This window comes from Enterobacter cloacae complex sp. 370H10 (assembly GCF_050031535.1).
Taxonomy (GTDB): domain Bacteria; phylum Pseudomonadota; class Gammaproteobacteria; order Enterobacterales; family Enterobacteriaceae; genus Enterobacter; species Enterobacter intestinihominis.
Genome location: NZ_JBLGWG010000001.1, coordinates 642876 through 661888, shown reverse-complemented (window position 1 = coordinate 661888; position 19013 = coordinate 642876). Strand labels below are relative to the sequence as shown.

General features: G+C 56.6%; 19 protein-coding genes. 4 read left to right on the top strand and 15 right to left on the bottom strand.

Features of this window, described 5'->3' with window-relative positions; genetic code table 11:
• Positions 1 to 47: 47 nt before the first annotated feature.
• From nadR to serB, 3 genes are all read right to left on the bottom strand, one after another.
• Positions 48 to 1280 (bottom strand): multifunctional transcriptional regulator/nicotinamide-nucleotide adenylyltransferase/ribosylnicotinamide kinase NadR, encoded by a 1233-nt coding sequence (gene nadR, locus ACQG2Q_RS03165; protein ID WP_003856522.1) that lies wholly within the window; start codon positions 1278 to 1280, stop codon positions 48 to 50.
• A 35-nt stretch (positions 1281 to 1315) separates the two neighbouring features.
• Positions 1316 to 2701, bottom strand: coding sequence for a DNA repair protein RadA (radA, locus tag ACQG2Q_RS03160; RefSeq protein WP_003856523.1), 1386 nt, complete (start codon positions 2699 to 2701; stop codon positions 1316 to 1318).
• Positions 2702 to 2776: 75 nt separating this feature from the next.
• Positions 2777 to 3745, bottom strand: a complete 969-nt coding sequence (serB, locus tag ACQG2Q_RS03155) for a phosphoserine phosphatase (protein WP_003856524.1) — start codon at positions 3743 to 3745, stop codon at positions 2777 to 2779.
• 117 nt (positions 3746 to 3862) lie between these two features.
• Here serB and ACQG2Q_RS03150 point away from each other — a divergent pair, with 117 nt between their 5' ends.
• Together ACQG2Q_RS03150 and lplA are read left to right on the top strand one after the other, a co-directional pair.
• Positions 3863 to 4507 carry a YtjB family periplasmic protein gene (locus ACQG2Q_RS03150; protein ID WP_015572615.1) on the top strand — a complete coding sequence of 215 codons (645 nt, stop codon included), beginning with the start codon at positions 3863 to 3865 and terminating at the stop codon, positions 4505 to 4507.
• 39 nt (positions 4508 to 4546) lie between these two features.
• Entirely contained in the window at positions 4547 to 5563 is a 1017-nt protein-coding gene (lplA, locus tag ACQG2Q_RS03145) for a lipoate--protein ligase LplA (RefSeq protein ID WP_063849738.1), read from the top strand.
• Positions 5564 to 5648: 85 nt separating this feature from the next.
• On the opposite strand, the gene deoD is transcribed toward lplA, so the two are convergent.
• The 4 genes from deoD to deoC form a co-directional block, all read right to left on the bottom strand.
• Complete coding sequence (gene deoD / locus ACQG2Q_RS03140) at positions 5649 to 6368, bottom strand: purine-nucleoside phosphorylase (RefSeq protein ID WP_003856538.1); 720 nt, start codon at positions 6366 to 6368, stop codon at positions 5649 to 5651.
• A 125-nt stretch (positions 6369 to 6493) separates the two neighbouring features.
• Positions 6494 to 7717, bottom strand: coding sequence for a phosphopentomutase (gene deoB, locus ACQG2Q_RS03135; protein ID WP_003856540.1), 1224 nt, complete (start codon positions 7715 to 7717; stop codon positions 6494 to 6496).
• 53 nt (positions 7718 to 7770) lie between these two features.
• Positions 7771 to 9093, bottom strand: coding sequence for a thymidine phosphorylase (deoA, locus tag ACQG2Q_RS03130; RefSeq protein WP_023299277.1), 1323 nt, complete (start codon positions 9091 to 9093; stop codon positions 7771 to 7773).
• A 99-nt stretch (positions 9094 to 9192) separates the two neighbouring features.
• Positions 9193 to 9972: a deoxyribose-phosphate aldolase gene (deoC, locus tag ACQG2Q_RS03125; protein ID WP_199004814.1), complete on the bottom strand. Its 780-nt coding sequence runs from the start codon at positions 9970 to 9972 to the stop codon at positions 9193 to 9195.
• 263 nt (positions 9973 to 10235) lie between these two features.
• Here deoC and ACQG2Q_RS03120 point away from each other — a divergent pair, with 263 nt between their 5' ends.
• Both ACQG2Q_RS03120 and ACQG2Q_RS03115 read left to right on the top strand, forming a co-directional pair.
• Positions 10236 to 11771, top strand: a complete 1536-nt coding sequence (locus tag ACQG2Q_RS03120) for a YjjI family glycine radical enzyme (protein WP_032625398.1) — start codon at positions 10236 to 10238, stop codon at positions 11769 to 11771.
• Positions 11746 to 12606 (top strand): YjjW family glycine radical enzyme activase, encoded by an 861-nt coding sequence (locus tag ACQG2Q_RS03115; RefSeq protein WP_032625395.1) that lies wholly within the window; start codon positions 11746 to 11748, stop codon positions 12604 to 12606. Before ACQG2Q_RS03120 ends, ACQG2Q_RS03115 begins: the two co-directional genes overlap by 26 nt.
• Here the strand turns inward: ACQG2Q_RS03115 and ACQG2Q_RS03110 are convergent.
• From ACQG2Q_RS03110 to ACQG2Q_RS03075, 8 genes are all read right to left on the bottom strand, one after another.
• Positions 12601 to 13383 (bottom strand): TatD family hydrolase, encoded by a 783-nt coding sequence (locus ACQG2Q_RS03110; RefSeq protein WP_022646984.1) that lies wholly within the window; start codon positions 13381 to 13383, stop codon positions 12601 to 12603. The two genes, ACQG2Q_RS03115 and ACQG2Q_RS03110, sit on opposite strands and share 6 nt — an antisense overlap.
• Entirely contained in the window at positions 13380 to 14432 is a 1053-nt protein-coding gene (locus ACQG2Q_RS03105; RefSeq protein WP_023299272.1) for a patatin-like phospholipase family protein, read from the bottom strand. Before ACQG2Q_RS03105 ends, ACQG2Q_RS03110 begins: the two co-directional genes overlap by 4 nt.
• A 122-nt stretch (positions 14433 to 14554) precedes the next feature.
• The gene (locus ACQG2Q_RS03100) at positions 14555 to 14716 is read right to left on the bottom strand and encodes a DUF1328 domain-containing protein (RefSeq protein WP_003856556.1); all 162 of its coding nucleotides are present in this window, start codon (positions 14714 to 14716) and stop codon (positions 14555 to 14557) included.
• A 125-nt stretch (positions 14717 to 14841) separates the two neighbouring features.
• The gene (osmY, locus tag ACQG2Q_RS03095; RefSeq protein WP_046619834.1) at positions 14842 to 15459 is read right to left on the bottom strand and encodes a molecular chaperone OsmY; all 618 of its coding nucleotides are present in this window, start codon (positions 15457 to 15459) and stop codon (positions 14842 to 14844) included.
• Positions 15460 to 15763: 304 nt separating this feature from the next.
• A complete protein-coding gene (gene prfC, locus ACQG2Q_RS03090; protein ID WP_022646981.1) occupies positions 15764 to 17353 on the bottom strand; it encodes a peptide chain release factor 3 in 1590 nt (529 codons plus the stop codon).
• A 92-nt stretch (positions 17354 to 17445) separates the two neighbouring features.
• The gene (gene yjjG, locus ACQG2Q_RS03085; RefSeq protein ID WP_022646980.1) at positions 17446 to 18123 is read right to left on the bottom strand and encodes a pyrimidine 5'-nucleotidase; all 678 of its coding nucleotides are present in this window, start codon (positions 18121 to 18123) and stop codon (positions 17446 to 17448) included.
• A 19-nt stretch (positions 18124 to 18142) separates the two neighbouring features.
• Positions 18143 to 18586, bottom strand: coding sequence for a ribosomal protein S18-alanine N-acetyltransferase (gene rimI / locus ACQG2Q_RS03080; protein ID WP_022646979.1), 444 nt, complete (start codon positions 18584 to 18586; stop codon positions 18143 to 18145).
• Positions 18555 to 18968: a DNA polymerase III subunit psi gene (locus tag ACQG2Q_RS03075; RefSeq protein WP_022646978.1), complete on the bottom strand. Its 414-nt coding sequence runs from the start codon at positions 18966 to 18968 to the stop codon at positions 18555 to 18557. The genes rimI and ACQG2Q_RS03075 overlap by 32 nt, the downstream gene beginning before the upstream one ends.
• Positions 18969 to 19013 lie beyond the last annotated feature (45 nt).

Genomic DNA, 19013 nt, shown 5'->3' with positions numbered 1-19013 from the left:
ATCCCCTCTCCCCTTTGGGGAGAGGGTTAGGGTGAGGGGTAAATCTTTTACCCCTGCTCACCCATCATCTCTTTCACCAGCTCGACGCAGCGCAGGAAACGGGTGTCGTAATCCGACTCTTCCACATGCACAAACTCAACGTTGTTCTCGTTAAGCATCTCCACCAGCATGGTCTGGAACTCACGCCTGTCTACCGAGCTGCCCAGGCTGCGCATGCCGTCGGCTACCCATGGGGTGTTGTTTTCCAGCAGGATAACCAGATCAAAGCGGTATTCATCAATCAGCGCCTGCACAAACGGGTGCTCGCGCCCCTCGTACTTTTTACAGAATGCCTGCGTGGTGACGAAATCGGTATCAATAAACGCGACTTTATTGGCGTATTTCACCGCAAAATCAATGTACTGGGCATGACCAAGCGCGATTTTATCGTAGTCGGAATACTGTAATGCCATCTCGTCACCACCGAGGTGTGAGAAGACGTAATCGCGGCCATACTCCCACGCACTGGTGGTATTGAAGATATTCGCCAGCTTATTCACCAGCGTCGATTTCCCGCTCGACTCGCCGCCGAGGATCGCCACCGTACGCACGAAGAACGGCTTCACCTCGGTCGGAATGTAGTCCCAGTAGCGGAACGGGTTCTCGCGGATCTGCGCCCCGCTGATGTTCATAAAGGTGCGTTTAGGATCGATCAGCACGGTTTCGATACCCAGATGCTCGCGGAACTGCGGCGCGTCGGACTCTTCAGAGGTGTAGATCCAGTTAGGTGCAATGCCCTTCTCTTCCATAAACGCTTTGATGCCGTTGCTCCACACGTCCCAGCCGTGCGGGTACGGCTCCATGCCCTCTTCGTTAAAGGCATGAATACGAATATTTTTCTGATACTTAAAGGTCTGAAGCAGCCAGCGCAGGCGGTCCGGCACGGTGGGCTGCTGCGACATAGCGCTGTCTTCAAACAGCTGGCGATCGCGGGTTTCATCATAACCCATGATGATATGCAGCTCGTCGACCTGGCTACAGGCGCGCTGGATCAGATAGATATGCCCGGTATGCAGCGGGTAGAACTTACCGAACACCACGCCAATGTTCTTTTGCATCCGCGGAAATTCAAGCCCCAGAAAACGGTGCAGCGCTTCCAGCTTCTGCGCGCTGGGGCTTTTGATTTTGGCGTTCAGCAGTTGGCTCAGGTAGCCCTTGGTCATGCCGCTGGCGTCCGCCACCTGCTGCAACGTGCAGCCCTTCTGGCGGATAGCGGTCTTGATGTAGTCAAATGATGACATAAATTACGGTGCCTCCTGCAAAATCGAATACGTAATTATAAGTCGTCAAAGACATTTAACGCATCTGCGAGTTTTTTAACGCCAAAAACCTGCATCCCTTCCGGGATTTTTTTCGGCACGTTGGCGGCCGGAACAATTGCGCGGCGAAAGCCATGTTTTGCCGCTTCGGAGATACGCTCCTGACCGCTCGGCACCGGGCGAATTTCGCCCGCCAGCCCTACTTCGCCAAATACCACCAGATCCTGCGGCAACGGTCTGTCGCGCAGGCTGGAGACCATCGCCAGCAACAGCGCCAGATCCGCGCTGGTTTCCGTAACCTTCACCCCACCAACCACGTTGACGAACACGTCCTGATCCGCCATTTGCAGGCCGCCGTGACGGTGCAACACCGCCAGCAGGATCGCCAGGCGGTTCTGTTCCAGACCGACCGCCACGCGCCGCGGATTACCCATCATCGAGTGATCCACCAGCGCCTGAATTTCAACCAGCAGCGGACGCGTCCCCTCCCACAGCACCATCACCGAACTACCGGACGTAATTTCGTCGCCACGGCTCAGGAAGATGGCCGACGGGTTGCTGACTTCGCGTAGCCCCTGCTCGGTCATGGCAAACACGCCCAGTTCATTCACCGCGCCGAAGCGGTTTTTATGGCTGCGCAGGGTACGAAAACGGGAATCCGCATCGCCGTCGAGCATCACCGAGCAGTCGATACAGTGCTCAAGCACTTTCGGGCCGGCCAGCGAGCCGTCTTTGGTGACGTGGCCCACCATCACTATCGCTACGCCGCGCGTTTTGGCAAAGCGCGTTAAGTACGCAGCCGTTTCACGCACCTGCGCCACGCTCCCCGGTGACGACTGAATGTCCGCCATGTGCATCACCTGGATGGAGTCGATCACCATGAGCTTCGGCTGCTCTTCTTCGGCGATCATGCAGATCTGCTCGATGCTGGTTTCCGAGAGCATATTCAGATTGCCGGTCGGCAGACCGAGGCGGTGCGCGCGCATCGCCACCTGCTGGAGTGACTCTTCGCCCGTGACGTACAGGGTTTTCATCTGTTCGGCGAGCTTGCAGAGCGTTTGCAGCAGCAGGGTCGATTTACCCGCGCCCGGGTTACCGCCGATCAGAATAGCGCTGCCCGGCACTACGCCACCGCCGAGCACGCGGTCAAATTCTTTGAATCCGGTTGAGAAGCGCGGCAGCGCCTCAAGGCTGATATCCGAAAGTTTTTGTACCTTCGACACGCCTGCATTGCCCGCATAGCCGCTCAGCCGTTCATTGCGAGCCACGCTCGGCGAAGCCGCCACACCACGCACTTCGGTGATGGTGTTCCAGGCATGACAGGCGCTGCATTGCCCCTGCCAGCGCGGATAATCCGCACCACATTCATTACAGACAAATGCGCGTTTTGGAGCTTTCGCCACGGTTTACCTCGTTATTTCTGTGCGGTCTGCGCGCCGGATAGCGCTGACGCTTACCCGGCCTACAAAAGCAGGCCGCTATTTTTGATTAATGCTGCCGGAGAGAATGCAGAACACGCCCATCAGGTCAGCATGACGGATAGTGACTTCCGTCTTTTCATTCACTTTCGGCTTGGCGTGGTAGGCAATACCCAGTCCGGCAACTTTGATCATCGGCAGATCGTTCGCGCCATCGCCGATGGCGACGGTCTGTTCGACCGGAATGGCGTATTTCTCCGCCAGACGCGTCAGCGTATTGGCTTTGTACTGCGCATCCACGATGTCGCCAATCACTTGTCCGGTGAGTTTGCCGTCCATGATCTCCAGCTCGTTTGCCACCACGGTGGTCAGACGCAGCTTGTCACGCAGGTAATCGGCAAAGAAGGTGAACCCACCGGAGGCAATCGCCACTTTCCAGCCGAGCGTCTCCAGCTTGAGCACCAGCTGCGTCAGCCCTGGCATCAGGGGCAGTTCATCGCGCACCTGACGCAAAATGTTAGCATCGGCCCCCTTCAGGGTCGCCACGCGCTGTCTCAGGCTGGCGGTGAAATCCAGCTCGCCGCGCATCGCGCGCTCGGTGACTTCCGCCACCAGCTCGCCGCTACCCGCCAGTTTAGCAATCTCATCAATACATTCGATCTGAATGGCGGTGGAGTCCATGTCCATTACCAGCAGGCCGGGCGTTTTCAGGTGCGGAATTTTGCCGAGCGGGGCTACGTCCAGCCCGGCGTCGTGCGCCAGACGCGTGGCGCGCTGCGTCAGGGAACCCGCCAGGCGAATAACCTGATAATCTTCCACGCACCAGGCCGCAACGATGACCATCGCTGCGCCCAGTTTAGTTTGATACTGGGTGAGGCGTTGCTTATCCAGGCCGCGTCCGTACAGCAGCCAGCCGCTACGGCCAGCGTGGTAATCGAGAGGCATCACCTCATCGCCACTTAAAGAGAGCGGCAATCCTGGCCATAAAGAGACATCCGTTGGCAGGTCGCACCAGGTAATGTTCGGCATTGAAGCTCCTGTAATTTCGTTCGCGCCGGAAGGTTCCAGAGGGAAAATAACGCATGAGGCTACCCTGTAACCATCACTTCTGGCAACATTAAGCCGTAAATTTTAAGCAGGTGGAATATGGCTCGCGCAAAACTGAAATTCCGGCTTCATCGCGCCGTGATTGTCCTTATCTGTCTCGCACTATTAGTGGCGCTTATGCAGGGGGCATCCTGGTTTAGCCAGAATCACCAACGACAGCGTAACCCACAGTTTGAAGAACTGGCCCGTACGCTGGCGCGCCAGGTGACGCTCAACGTTGCGCCGTCTATGCGCACCGAAACACCGGATGACAAGCGGATAGCGCAGGTATTGCGCCAGCTTACGGAAAACAGCCGCATTCTGGATGCGGGCGTGTACGATGAACAGGGCGACCTGATTGCCCGCGCGGGTGAGCATGTCGACGTGCGCGACAGGCTGGCGCTGGACGGCAAAAAAGCTGGCGGTTATTTCAATCAACAAATCGTTGAACCCATTCAGGGCAAGAATGGCCCACTCGGCTATTTACGTCTGACACTCGACACCCACACCCTGCCAACCGAAGCCAAACAGGTGGATAACACCACCAATATTTTGCGCCTGATGCTGCTGCTCTCGCTGGCGATTGGCGTGGTACTGGCGCGCACGCTGCTGCAAGGCAAGCGCACCCGCTGGCAGCAGTCGCCGTTCCTGTTAACCGCCAGCAAGTCAGTTCCCGAAGAGGAAGAGAGCGAGAAGAAAGAATAGTGATAAAGTAGGCGGATGATTCGGAAAAGGAACTCTGCCATGTCGACGTTACGCCTGCTTATCTCTGACTCTTACGATCCCTGGTTTAATCTCGCGGTAGAAGAGTGCATCTTCCGCCAGATGCCCGCCACCCAGCGCGTCCTGTTTCTCTGGCGCAACGCTGATACGGTCGTTATTGGCCGCGCGCAAAATCCGTGGAAAGAGTGTAACACCCGCCGTATGGAAGAGGACAACGTCCGCCTGGCGCGCCGCAGCAGCGGCGGCGGTGCGGTGTTCCACGATCTCGGCAACACCTGCTTTACCTTTATGGCGGGCAAGCCGGAATACGACAAAACCATCTCGACCTCCATTGTGCTCAACGCGCTCAATTCGCTCGGCGTGACGGCTGAAGCCTCGGGTCGTAACGATCTGGTAGTGAAAACACCTGAAGGCGACCGGAAAGTGTCAGGCTCAGCCTACCGCGAAACGATGGATCGCGGATTCCACCACGGCACATTATTGCTGAATGCCGATCTGAGCCGTCTGGCAAACTATCTGAACCCGGACAAGAAAAAGCTCCAGGCGAAAGGCATTACCTCCGTGCGCGGTCGCGTGGCGAATCTGGTGGATCTGCTGCCGGGGATTACTCATGAACGCATTTGCGATGCGATCCGTGAAGCCTTCTTCAAACATTACGGTGAGCGGGTAGAAGCTGAAGTGATCTCCCCTGACAAAACACCGGACCTGCCCAACTTCGCGGAAACCTTTGCGCGCCAGAGCAGCTGGGAGTGGAACTTCGGTCAGGCACCGGCGTTTTCACACCTGCTGGATGAGCGATTTACATGGGGCGGCGTTGAGCTGCACTTTGACGTGGAGAAGGGCCATATTACCCGCACGCAGGTCTTTACGGATAGTCTCAATCCTGCACCGCTGGAGGCGCTGGCCGCACGTTTACAGGGCTGTCTGTATCGGGCGGATATGTTGCAGCAGGAGTGTGATGCATTAATTGGGGATTTTCCGGAGCAGGAAAAAGAGCTGCGGGATGTATCGGCGTGGATTGCTCAGGCCGTGCGCTAGTAAAAAAGCCCGCTGGCGCTGCGCTTAGCGGGCCTACAAAACCGTAGGCCGGGTCAGGCGAGGCCGCCACCCGGCACAACAGCTCTTACTCTTTATCGCCCAGCAGAACGGATTCCAGCGCGATTTTGATCATGTCGTTGAAGGTGGTCTGACGCTCGGCAGCGGTGGTCTGCTCGTGAGTACGGATATGGTCAGACACGGTGCAGATGGTCAGCGCTTTCGCACCGAATTCAGCCGCCACGCCGTAAATACCGGCCGCTTCCATTTCTACGCCCAGAATGCCGTATTTTTCCATCACGTCGAACATATCGCCTTCTGGCGAGTAGAACAGATCGGCAGAGAACAGGTTGCCCACGCGCGCGTCAACGCCCAGCGCTTTTGCTGCGTCAACCGCGTTACGCACCATGTCAAAATCAGCGATGGCCGCAAAGTCATGATCTTTAAAGCGAATGCGGTTGACTTTAGAGTCGGTGCACGCGCCCATGCCGATCACCACGTCACGCAGCTTAACGTCCATGCGCACCGCGCCGCAGGAGCCGACACGGATGATTTTCTTCACGCCGAAATCGGTGATCAGCTCTTTGGTGTAGATGGAGCAGGATGGGATACCCATGCCGTGACCCATCACGGAGATTTTGCGGCCTTTATAGGTACCGGTGAAGCCCAGCATGCCACGCACGTTGTTCACTTCACGCACGTCTTCGAGGAAGGTTTCAGCAATGTGCTTCGCGCGCAGCGGGTCGCCCGGCATCAATACGACGTCAGCGAAATCACCCATTTCTGCATTAATGTGAGGAGTTGCCATCTTCAGTTCCTTTTACATTGTTGTTTTTGCCGGGTGGCGGCTGCGCCTTACCCGGCCTACATTCTGTTCTCCCTCTCCCTGTGGGAGAGGGTCGGGGTGAGGGCATCAGGCCTCACCCAATCCGTTTAGAACATAGCCTTGCCATATTCCATGTCAGACGTACCAAAGTATTTCGCAATCGTCTGGCCGATGTCCGCGAAGGTTTCACGATGACCCAGCGAGCCCGGTTTGACTTTCGGGCCGTACACCAGCACCGGAATGTGCTCACGGGTGTGGTCGGTACCGGTCCAGGTCGGGTCACAGCCATGGTCAGCGGTCAGGATCAGAATGTCATCTTCCCCCACCAGCTCCATCAACTCTGGCAGACGGCGGTCAAACAGCTCCAGACCCGCGGCATAACCGGCAACGTCGCGACGGTGACCCCAGGAGGAGTCGAAGTCCACGAAGTTGGTGAAGACAATGGTCTTGTCGCCCGCTTCTTTCATCTCTTTGATGGTGGCGTCGAACAGCGCATCCAGACCGGTCGCTTTGACCTTTTTGGTGATGCCGCAGTTAGCGTAGATGTCCGCGATTTTACCTACGGAAACGACATGGCCGTCTTTCTCGTCGACGAGTTTTTGCAGCACGGTCGGCGCCGGTGGCTCCACGGCCAGATCGTGACGGTTGCCGGTACGCTGGAAGTTACCCGCTTTGTCGCCGATAAACGGACGCGCGATAACACGACCAATGTTGTAGCCGCCTTCGGTCAGCTCTTCACGGGCGATCTCGCACAGCTCGTACAGTTTATCCAGGCCAAACGTCTCTTCGTGGCAGGCGATCTGGAACACAGAGTCAGCAGAGGTATAGAAAATCGGTTTGCCGGTTTTCATGTGCTCTTCGCCGAGCTGATCCAGAATCACGGTACCGGAAGAGTGGCAGTTGCCGAGGTAGCCCGGCAGGTTGGCGCGCTTCACCAGCTTATCAAGCAGCTCCTGCGGGAAGCTGTTCTCGTGATCGGAGAAGTAACCCCAGTCAAACAGCACCGGCACGCCAGCGATTTCCCAGTGACCGGACGGCGTATCTTTACCGGAAGAGAGCTCGTGCGCCCACGCGTAGGCGCCCACCACTTCCGCGTTTCCGTCCATACCGGCTGCGATTTTACCGGTAGAACCTTCATGCGCTTTTACCAGCCCGAGGCGGGTCAGGTTTGGCAGGTTCAGAGGGCCTTTACGACCGTTGTCCGCTTCGCCTTTTGCACAGGCTTCCGCGATGTGACCCAGGGTATCGGAACCCACGTCACCAAAACGTTCTGCATCTTCGGTTGCGCCGATGCCGAATGAGTCCAGCACCATAATAAATGCACGTTTCATAATTGTTCTCCGTACTTAGTGCTTCATAAAAATGCGATCAGATCAGTATACCGCTATTCAGTGATACGACGATAGACCGTCGGTGTGGTTTCCGGTGCTTTATCGTCAAGAGTTATTGCCGCCTTCACCGCTTTCGCCGCGTCCTGCCAGCTGGCTTCGTCTTTCGCGTGGATCACCGCCAGCGGACGTTGGCCGTCAACGCTGTCGCCCAGACGGGCCATATCGGTAAAGCCGACGCTGTAATCAATGGTGTCCGATGCCTGACGACGACCGCCGCCCATAGACACGACCGCCATGCCGAGCGCGCGGGTATCCATAGCCGAGACAAAGCCTTCACTGTCCGCATAGACCGCTTTGCTGAGCATCGCGGTGGGCAGGTATTTCGCGTAGTTTTCCACGAAGTCGGTCGGGCCTTTCTGCGCCGCCACCATCCGACCAAAGATCTCCGCCGCTTTGCCGTTGTCCAGCACCGCCTGAAGCTTCGCGCGGGCGTCAGCGTCGTCTTTGGCCAGCTTGCCGGAGATTAACATCTCAACGCACAGTGCCATGGTGACATCGAACAGACGCGGGTTACGGTATTCGCCTGTCAGGAACTGCACGGCCTCGCGGACTTCAACGGCGTTACCGGCGCTGGACGCCAGCACCTGGTTCATGTCCGTCAGCAGTGCGGTGGTGCGCACGCCCGCGCCGTTGGAAACGCCAACGATCGCTTCAGCCAGCGCCTCAGAGAGTTCATAGGTCGGCATAAACGCGCCGCTGCCCACTTTCACATCCATCACCAGCGCGTCCAGCCCTTCCGCCAGCTTTTTGGCGAGGATAGAGGCGGTGATCAGCGGGATGGAGTCTACGGTCGCGGTAATGTCACGCGTCGCGTAGAAACGCTTGTCTGCTGGCGCAAGAGAGCTGGTCTGGCCAATAATCGCCACGCCAACGTCTTTAATAATGTCGCGGAAGCGGTTGTCATCCGGGAAGATATCGAAGCCCGGAATGGCTTCCAGTTTGTCGAGCGTACCGCCGGTATGACCCAGGCCGCGCCCGGAAATCATCGGAATGTAACCGCCGCAGGCTGCCACCATCGGGCCAAGCATCAGGGAGGTCACGTCGCCCACGCCGCCGGTGGAGTGTTTGTCCACAATCGGGCCGTTGAGGTTGAGGCTTTTCCAGTCCAGAACGGTTCCTGAATCTCGCATCGCCATGGTCAGTGACACGCGCTCAGGCATCGACATATCGTGGAAGAAAATGGTCATCGCCAGAGCCGCAATCTGCCCTTCAGAGATGGTGTTATCACGAATGCCGTTGATAAAGAAGCGGATCTCTTCGTCGCTTAATGCATGACCATCACGTTTTTTACGAATAATTTCTTGTGCGAGAAACACGGTAACCTCCATGCGGAATCGGGTGAATGGCGGCGGGTATGTTGACCCGCCCTACGATCCTGTAGGCCGGGTTAGCGTAGGCCACCCGGCAATTCAAACTTAGTAGCTGCTTGCGCTCTTACCGTCACCGTGACCCAGCGCTTTCAGCAGGCTGGCCAGCAGGCTGGACGCGCCGAAGCGGTAGTGGCGGGAGTCCGCCCAGTCGGCGCCGAACAGCTCGTCGGCAATCGCCAGGAACTGCTGCGCGTCTTCTGCGGTACGCACGCCGCCTGCCGGTTTGAAGCCAACAGTTTTGGACACGCCCATATCACGGATAACTTCCATCATGATGCGCGCGCTTTCCGGAGTCGCGTTGACCGGCACTTTACCGGTAGAGGTTTTAATGAAATCCGCGCCCGCTTTGATAGAGATTTCAGACGCTTTACGAATCAGCGCCTCTTCTTTCAGCTCGCCGGTTTCGATGATCACTTTAAGCAGCACGTTTGCCGCCGCACATGTGTCTTTACAGGCTTTCACCAGGTCAAAACCGACCTGCTCGTTGCCGGCGATCAGCGCGCGGTACGGGAAAACCACGTCAACTTCGTCTGCGCCGTACGCAATCGCCGCGCGGGTTTCCGCCAGCGCGATCTCGATGTCGTCATTACCGTGCGGGAAGTTAGTCACGGTCGCAATGCGCACGTCCGGCGTGCCCTGTTCTTTCAGCGTTTTGCGGGCAATCGGGATAAAGCGCGGGTAGATACAGACGGCGGCGGTATTACCCACTGGCGTTTTTGCCTGATGGCACAGGGCGATGACTTTTTCATTGGTGTCGTCATCATTCAGGGTGGTCAGGTCCATCAGTTTCAACGCGCGCAGGCTGCTTGCAGTTAAATCGGTCATAACATTCTCCAACGGCAGTGCCGTATAAATTTTACCTTGCGGGTCTGTGAGTATTCTAACATTCACCCGCATCCACACTTCGACATTCATCACAGTTAATGAAAACTGTGTGCAAATTTGCATTACTGTAATGAGATCTTCTTCAAACTTTCATGCGTCAACCGCCGACAAAAGCAGCGATACCCCCTGTCGGATCAAAAGCCCCGGCAGGCTGGCTTCTTACAATTCGTTCACCATCCGCAGAACCCTCAAGGAAGTTGAACATGCCCGACGCCCTGCAACAACGATGCCAGCACATTGTGACCAGCCCGGTGTTAACCCCGGAACAAAAACGTCATTTTCTGGCGCTGGAAGCGGAGAACAATCTGCTCTATCCCGCTCTGCCAGAGGCGGCCCGCGCCGCGCTGGACGAGGGATACATCTGCGACATGTTCGAAGGTCATGCGCCTTACAAACCGCGCTACGTGCTGCCGGACTACGCTAAATTTCTGGCTAACGGCTCAGAATGGCTGGAGCTGGAAGGGGCGAAAGATCTGGATGATGCCCTGTCACTGCTCACTATCCTTTATCACCATGTTCCGTCCGTCACATCGATGCCAGTCTATCTGGGTCAGCTCGATGAGATACTCAACCCATATGTTAAAATTCTAACACAGGATGAAATCGATAGCCGAATAAAACGTTTCTGGCGTTACCTGGACAGAACCCTGCCCGATGCCTTTATGCATGCCAATATCGGCCCGGCGGATACGCCCGTCACGCGTGCCATTTTGCGAGCGGACGCAGAGCTGAAGCAGGTCGCGCCGAACCTGACCTTTATTTACGACCCGGACGTCACCCCTGACGATCTGCTGATGAGCGTGGCGAAAAACATTTGTGAGTGTAGTAAGCCGCATATTTCCAATGGCCCGGTAAATGATAAAATTTTCACAAAAGGTCGCTATGGCGTGGTGAGCTGTTACAACTCCCTGCCGCTGGCGGGCGGCGGCAGCACGCTGGTGCGCCTTAACCTGAAAGCGATTGCGGAGCACAGCCGCTCACCGGAAGACTTTTTCACCCGTACCCTTCCCCACTACTGCCAGCAACAAATCGCGATCATTAATGCGCGCTGCGATTTTTTATATGAACAATCCGGCTTCTTTGAGAATAGCTTCCTGGTGAAAGAGGGGCTGATTGATGCCGATCGTTTTGTACCGATGTTTGGCATGTACGGTCTGGCCGAAGCGGTAAACGTGCTGTGCGAGAAAGCAGGCATTACGGGACGGTACGGTAAAAACGAGCAGGCCAATGCGCTGGGTTACCGCATCAGTGAACAGCTGGCGGCGTTCGTTGAAAACACGCCGGTGAAACACGGCTGGCAGCACCGCGCGATGCTGCACGCGCAGTCAGGGATCAGTTCTGATTCAGGCACCACGCCGGGGGCGCGTCTGCCGTACGGTGACGAGCCAGATCCCATCAGCCACCTGCTGGCCGTAGCCCCGCACCATAAACATTATCATTCGGGGATCAGCGATATTCTCACCCTGGATGAGACGGTTAAACGCAATCCTCAGGCGGTGGTGCAGCTGTGCCTGGGGGCGTTCAACGCCGGTATGCGTGAGTTCACCGCGAATGTGGCCGGAAACGACCTGGTGCGCGTTACCGGGTATATGGTGCGGCTCTCCGATCTGGAGAAATATCGGGAGGCCGGCTCGCGCACCAACACCACCTGGCTCGGCGAGGAGGCCGCGCGCAATACCCGTATTCTGGAACGTCAGCCACGCGTGATAAGCCATGAACAGCAGATGCGCTTTAGTTAGTCAGGTTATTCCCTTCTCCTGCGTGGACGGGCCGGGCAGCCGCCTGGCGCTGTTCCTCCAGGGCTGTAACCTGCGCTGCAAAACCTGCCACAACCCGTGGACCATCGGGCGCTGCAACGACTGCGGCGACTGTGTTCCCCACTGTCCTCATGATGCGCTGACGATTCAGGCCGGGCGCGTCTGGTGGCAGGAGAGTCACTGTCAGCAGTGCGATACCTGCCTGCACCTGTGTCAGCAGCAGGCGACGCCGATGGCGCAGCGATACAGCGTCGAGGAGATCCTCTCACGGATCCGCACGTCCGCGCCGTTTATTGAGGGCGTGACCGTCAGCGGGGGTGAGGCCACCACGCAGCTGCCGTTTGTGGTTGCGCTGTTCACCGCGATCAAAGCCGATCCGTCCCTGCGCCATCTGACGTGCCTGGTGGACAGCAACGGCCTGTTAAGCGAAACCGGCTGGCAAAAGCTGTTACCGGTGTTTGACGGCGCGATGGTGGATCTGAAAGCCTGGGGCAATGAACATCACCGTTTTCTGACCGGGCGCGAAAACACGCTGATCAAGCAGAGCATCCGCTGGCTGGCCGATCGTCATCGCCTGACAGAGCTGCGCCTGCTGGTGATCCCCGATCGGTGTGATTATCTGCAACATCTGTCATCGCTGACCGCTTTTATCCACGCGTTGGGGAACGTTCCGGTGCGGATCAACGCGTTTCATGCCCATGGGGTTTACGGGGAGGCGGCGCGATGGCGGAGCGCCGCGCCGGAGGACATCGAGCCGCTGGCGCAGGCCCTGGAAAGGCAGCAGATCACGGTGATCCGCCCGACCCTTTATCTATAGCGTGATGCCGAAGACCGCGCGGGTATTTTCCAGCAGCGCGCTGGCAATCACATCTTCAGGCTCCTGACGCAGCTCGCACAACACATCAAAAACGCGCGCCGCCTGCTCCGGGCGGTTGGGCTGGCCCTGAAAACCATTCAGCGGCATGTCAGGGGCATCCGTTTCCAGCAGGAGCGAAGACAGGGGGAGCTGCGCCATCACATCCCGGGTTTTGCTGGCACGCGGATAGGTGATAGTGCCGCCGACACCAATTTTATAGCCCAGCTCGATAAAACGCTGCGCCTGCTGAAGGCTTCCAGCGAAACCATGGACCACGCCCCTGCGCGGCACGTCGATGCGCTTCAGGTGCATCGCCAGTTTGTCATGGGTACGCCTGGAGTGGAGGATCACCGGCAGATCGTGGCGCTTTGCCAGCCGGAGCTGCGCATCCAGGATCGTCTGCTGGCGCTCAAACTGCGGATCTTCACGATAGAGATCGAGGCCGATCTCACCGATGGCAACCAGCTTCGTATCCGCGTTTTGCAGCGTGGCATCCAGCCTGTCGAGATGGTCATCAAGATGGTGCTCAATCACGATCGGATGCAGACCCAGCGCGGCATACAGCGCATCGTGACCCTGGGCAAGCGCCAGGACTTTCTCGAATCTCGCCGCTTCAATAGCGGGCACAATAATGGCTCTCACACCGGCCTCAGCCGCACGCGCAATACTTGATGTTTCCTCCCCGCTAAACGGCGGGAAATCAAAGTGGCAATGGGTATCGATAAAAGAGTGCGTCACGCCAGGTCCTCGTTATCGAGTATGCCGTCGTTGGCCTGCGGCGCGTCCACCAGCGGCATCGCCACCGCGTCATTGGCCACACTAGCGGGTGGCAATATGATGCTTTTATGCCGATGAAGAGGCGGTTGCTCGGCCAGCATTTTCCCGACGGTCGCCAGGAAGTATCGCCCGCATAGCCGCCCCGTTTTGTAATCCATACGCAACGCAGGCAGCCGACTGCCCAGCGCCATGCTCAGCAGCGGCTTCGGCGGGTAAATTTCAAAGATGCGCAGCTTGCCCGGTGGTTTTTCAATAAAACGCTGCATCGCGCCGTAGGTGGTTTCATGCTGCTTCGCGATATTCACCAGCGGTTGCAGGCTGCTGTCGCCCAGCCAGCGTTCCATCCGCTTAAACCACTGTGGGGTGTAATACATCTGAGAAGGCACCGTGCGGATCACCACAATGGTTTTCGCCCCGCGACGTGCGGCCTCCTGTACCGGCACCGCGTCGCTGATACCGCCGTCAAGATAGTTTATCCCCTCCAGCAGCGCGCCGGTACGGTAGAAACCCGGGATCGCGCTGGAAGCGCGAATGATATCCAGCCAGTTCTCTTTCTGCGGCGAAAAGTAACCCGGTGAATAGTCATCGCCACGGCTGGCGCACATCCAGAACGCTTTGCCGGTATCGAACAGTCGTGACGCGGTATCCATGGCCAGCGGCATCTGGCTGGAGGTGGCATCCAGTAACCAGTCGAGATCGATCAGGTTCCCGCCGCGTACGAAGCGTACCGGATTGAAGAATTCTTTGGAGGTGGTGTAGCGCATAATCACTTTGCGCGCATAGCCGGGCTGGTTGCAGACATAGGCGGAGAGGTTCTGCGCCCCGGCAGAGGTACCGAAATAGAGATCGAACGGGTTGAATTGCGCGCGCATAAATTCGTCGAGTACGCCGGCGGTGAAAATACCGCGCTGCCCACCCCCTTCACAGACCAGCGCAAGCTGGCCTGCATGAAACGGTTTTAACGTCAGCGGCGCAATATTGCCGAGCGTCACGGGAATTCGTTGCCCCACCTCTGCCTTCCTGTTTTCATTATTTTGATGAGACACAGTAACGCACATTCCCGATGGTTCTCAAACGAGAAAAAGCCAGTCACGAGGACTGGCTTGAGTTTGTTTAATAACTATTGCGTTTGCTACGGGCGACGTCGACCCGTAAACAGGCTGACCAGGAACAGAATAATACCGACGACGAAAACAATTTTCGCTGCCCATGCCGCGGTACCCGCCAGTCCACCAAAGCCCAATGCGGCGGCAATTAACGCGATAACCAGAAATATAATGCCCCAACGAAACATAAGCCTCTCCTTTACCATAGTTAATGTCGGCCGCTAAACGTGAGCGCTCAGGTCACTCACCGGCTTTTCCAGAGTCGTTTTTATTTCGCCCGCGGTTTTCAGCCAGACGGGCGAGTGGTACTGCTTTACTTCGTTTTCAGATCGTTTTTGACGCTTTTCACACCATCAATAGCTTTCGCAATTGACTCGGCACGATCGCTTTGTGCCTGGTTCTCAACCGTACCGGACAGCTGGACCACGCCATCGGTGGTTTCAACTTTCACCATACGGGATGGCACGATGTCGTCAGCTAACAGTTTAGCTTTGATTTCGCTGGTAGTTGCTGCATCTCCGGCATAGCCCTTCACCGACGATTCTTTGCTGTCACGTACGTGCAGTTTGTCGCTTACAGAGCTTACGCCCTCAACGCCTTTCGCTACTTTAACGGCCTCTTCAGCCTGGGTCTGGCTTTCAACGAAACCGCTCAGAGTGACAACCTTGTTGTCGGTTTTAACAGAAATATCGGTGCTCTTAATGGATTCATGATCCACCAGTGCGGCTTTCACTTTTGCTGTGATAGAGCTGTCATCCATGAAATTACCGACTTTATTCATAGAGCTATCGATTTTTTCCCCTGCGGTATTAGCGGTATTTTGCGCTTTATCCATGGTGCTGGATTCCGCCAGAGCAGAACCGCTTACCAGGATACTACCCAACGTTACAGCCAGCAGAGTTTTAGAAATCTTCAGTCTTGTCATATTCATCGATTTATTCCTGTGTTTTGCCCGTTATTTGGGCGACATACTTCCCTAAATCTTGGTTTTATATATTGCGAATTAACACACGGGCGAAGTGGAGAACCAGTGGACATGCATTGAACAGTTAATTCATCCACGCCCGGTGCTAAACACTGAGTTAAATATAGATCACAATCAGAGGGGTGCATTCAGAATTGGGGAAAAAACGAACGAATAGCGAAAAATTACGTTGAATTAAGAACATTCCGCAAGGGTTTAATAACACTGGAATTAAAGAAGAGCACGGCGGCTGCCGTGCTCTGTGAGGGAATTAATGCTCGCGCGTTTTGCGGAACTGAACGTCGGGATAACGTTCCTGCGTCAGGTTCAGGTTAACCATAGTCGGGGCGATATAGGTCAGATTATCGCCACCGTCCAGCGCCAGCTGAACTTCGTTCTTACGCTTAAACTCTTCGAATTTCTTCACGTCTGAACATTCAACCCAGCGCGCGGTCGCCACGTTCACCGATTCGTAAATCGCTTCCACGTTGTACTCGCTCTTAAGACGGGCAACTACCACGTCAAACTGGAGCACACCCACAGCGCCCACGATCAGATCGTTGTTGGCGATAGGGCGGAACACCTGTACAGCCCCCTCTTCCGAAAGCTGGACCAGGCCTTTCAGCAGCTGCTTCTGCTTAAGCGGATCGCGCAGGCGAATGCGGCGGAACAGTTCCGGCGCGAAGTTCGGGATACCGGTGAACTTCATCATCTCGCCCTGCGTGAAGGTATCGCCGATCTGAATGGTACCGTGGTTGTGTAAACCAATGATGTCACCCGGATAGGCTTCTTCTACATGCGAACGGTCGCCCGCCATGAAGGTCAGCGCGTCGGAGATCACTACGTCTTTACCAATACGCACCTGACGCAGCTTCATGCCCTTTTCGTACTTACCGGAAACCACGCGCATAAAGGCGACGCGGTCGCGGTGTTTCGGGTCCATGTTGGCCTGAATTTTAAAGACGAAGCCGGAGAACTTCTCTTCCTTCGCTTCTACTTCGCGGGTGTCGGTTTTACGCGGCATCGGCTGCGGGGCCCACTCAACCAGACCGTCGAGCATATGGTCAACGCCGAAGTTGCCGAGTGCGGTACCGAAGAAGACCGGGGTAATGTCACCGCTCAGGAACAGTTCTCTGTCGAACTCGTGAGAGGCGCCTTTGACCAGCTCAAGCTCATCGCGCAGTTGCGCGGCCAGCTCTTCACCGACAGCGGCGTCCAGCTCCGGGTTGTCCAGCCCTTTCACGATGCGGACTTCCTGAATGGTGTGGCCCTTACCGGTCTGATACAGGTAGGTTTCGTCTTTATAGAGGTGGTAAACCCCTTTGAACAGCTTGCCGCAGCCAATCGGCCAGGTGATTGGCGCGCAGGCGATTTTCAGCTCGTTTTCCACTTCATCCATCAGCTCCATCGGATCACGGATGTCACGGTCGAGTTTGTTCATAAAGGTGAGGATCGGCGTATCGCGCAGACGAGTGACTTCCATCAGCTTGCGGGTACGATCTTCAACACCTTTCGCGGCGTCGATCACCATCAGGCAGCAGTCCACGGCCGTCAGGGTACGGTAGGTATCTTCGGAGAAGTCTTCGTGCCCCGGGGTGTCCAGCAGGTTCACCAGGCAGTCATGATACGGGAACTGCATCACGGAGGTGGTAATCGAAATACCACGCTGCTTTTCCATCTCCATCCAGTCGGATTTAGCATGCTGGCTGGAGCCACGGCCTTTAACGGTACCCGCGGTCTGGATCGCCTGTCCGAACAGCAGCACCTTCTCGGTGATGGTCGTTTTACCGGCATCCGGGTGCGAGATAATGGCAAAAGTGCGGCGTTTGGCCACCTCTTGCAGATAAGGAGACAACGTCATAATCAATTCTTCTTAGGTAAGCGCGGCAGCAGGCCGCGCATCATGGAATACGAAAAATGCGGCTATTTTACCCATCAACAGGGGGCAGGCAATCATTGTTTACACAGGAGCTGCTCCAGTTCGTTCAATGACGTAACGGTCCAGGTCGGCTCGATGCCTTCCGGCAGCGTGCGGCCATGCGCATTCAGCCAGACGGTCGACAGGCCCGATCTCATACCTCCCAGAATATCAGATTCTGCCGTATCCCCCACCATCAGCACGCGATCGCGGTCAGGATTGCCCGCTTGCGCCAGCGCATAATCGAAAATACGCGGATCCGGCTTCGGCACGCCTACCTCTTCGGAGATCACCAGCGCGTCGAAATGATCGCGCAAGCCAGTGCGTTCAAGGCGGATCTGCTGAAGCGCGGTAAAGCCGTTGGTGATGATCCCAAGCTTCACCTTCCCTTTCAGCGAATCCAGCAGAGAAACGGCGCCGGGCAACGGCGCGCAGATATCTGCCATTGCATTCAGGAAGGCCTCGTTCAGCACCCCAGGACTGATGTTTAAGCGTTCAGCCCAGACGTCAAAACGCTGATGCTGAAGCTGTAACGCGGTGATGGCTCCGTTCTGGTAATCCACCCACAGCGGCTTGTTCACCGCCTGATAGTCCTGAAAATCTTCAGCGGTGAACGTCACGCTATAGTCGAGAAACATCCGCTGTAGGCCGCCGAACGAGTCAAACGTAAACAGCGTTTCGTCGGCATCAAAGAAAATCCAGTCCCATTTCATCGTTACAACCTTATTTTCGTTATCCAATCGGCAGAGCCATGATAATGGCGTCTTCACGTCCCTCTGCGGTGGGGTAGTAGTTACGGCGGATAGTCGCCTCGTTGAAGCCTAAGCTTTCATAGAGCGCGATGGCGGCGACATTGGACGCGCGCACCTCCAGCCACAGGGTGAAAACGTCACGGGTTTCCAGCTCACGAATGAGGTGCTCAAGCAGATCCCTGCCCAGCCCGCGGCGCTGGTAAGCGGGATCGACCGCGATATTAAACAGCGTCGCCTCGTCCAGAACGACCTGCGTGATGGCGAACGCGGCCATCGCACCGTCAACGTCCAGGCGGAGATTTAAATAGCGTTCGCCCTGATTGCTGGCAAACGTCTTTTCGCTCCACGGAAAGGCATGGGCGCGTGTTTCAATCGCGAACGCGGTGGCCAGGTCAGCCGTCGTGAGGGAAGAAATCGTGTTCATATTCGCAAATTTGTTGCCATAGCGCGCTACGCGCTTTTGGGTTGGCTTTCAGTTCGTCCAGCGCTGGCGAGCTGATCTGGCTTCCTTCAAGAGGTAGCTCATCCACCGCCCCGATTCGCCAGCTGTTACAGCGGCTGTCAGGGGGAAGCATCGCGACGCTTTCGGGCGCCAGCTGTAATACCTGATCGTTTGTCACCTTCAGGGTGCGAAGGACATCCTCAATCAGGGGTTCGTTCAGGGCAGGCGGCGCTTCTGCCACCATCACCAGGCGGACATGCGCAGGGATGGAGATGGCTATTTCGCCCCGCAACGCCGTCGGGCGACGCAAAGCCCACTGGGTGATGCCCAGCTGCTGCAACTGCCAGTCTCGTCGGGATGTCATAGCGAAAACTCCTGTCTCTCAGGCGCGCAAATATAGCAAATGTGT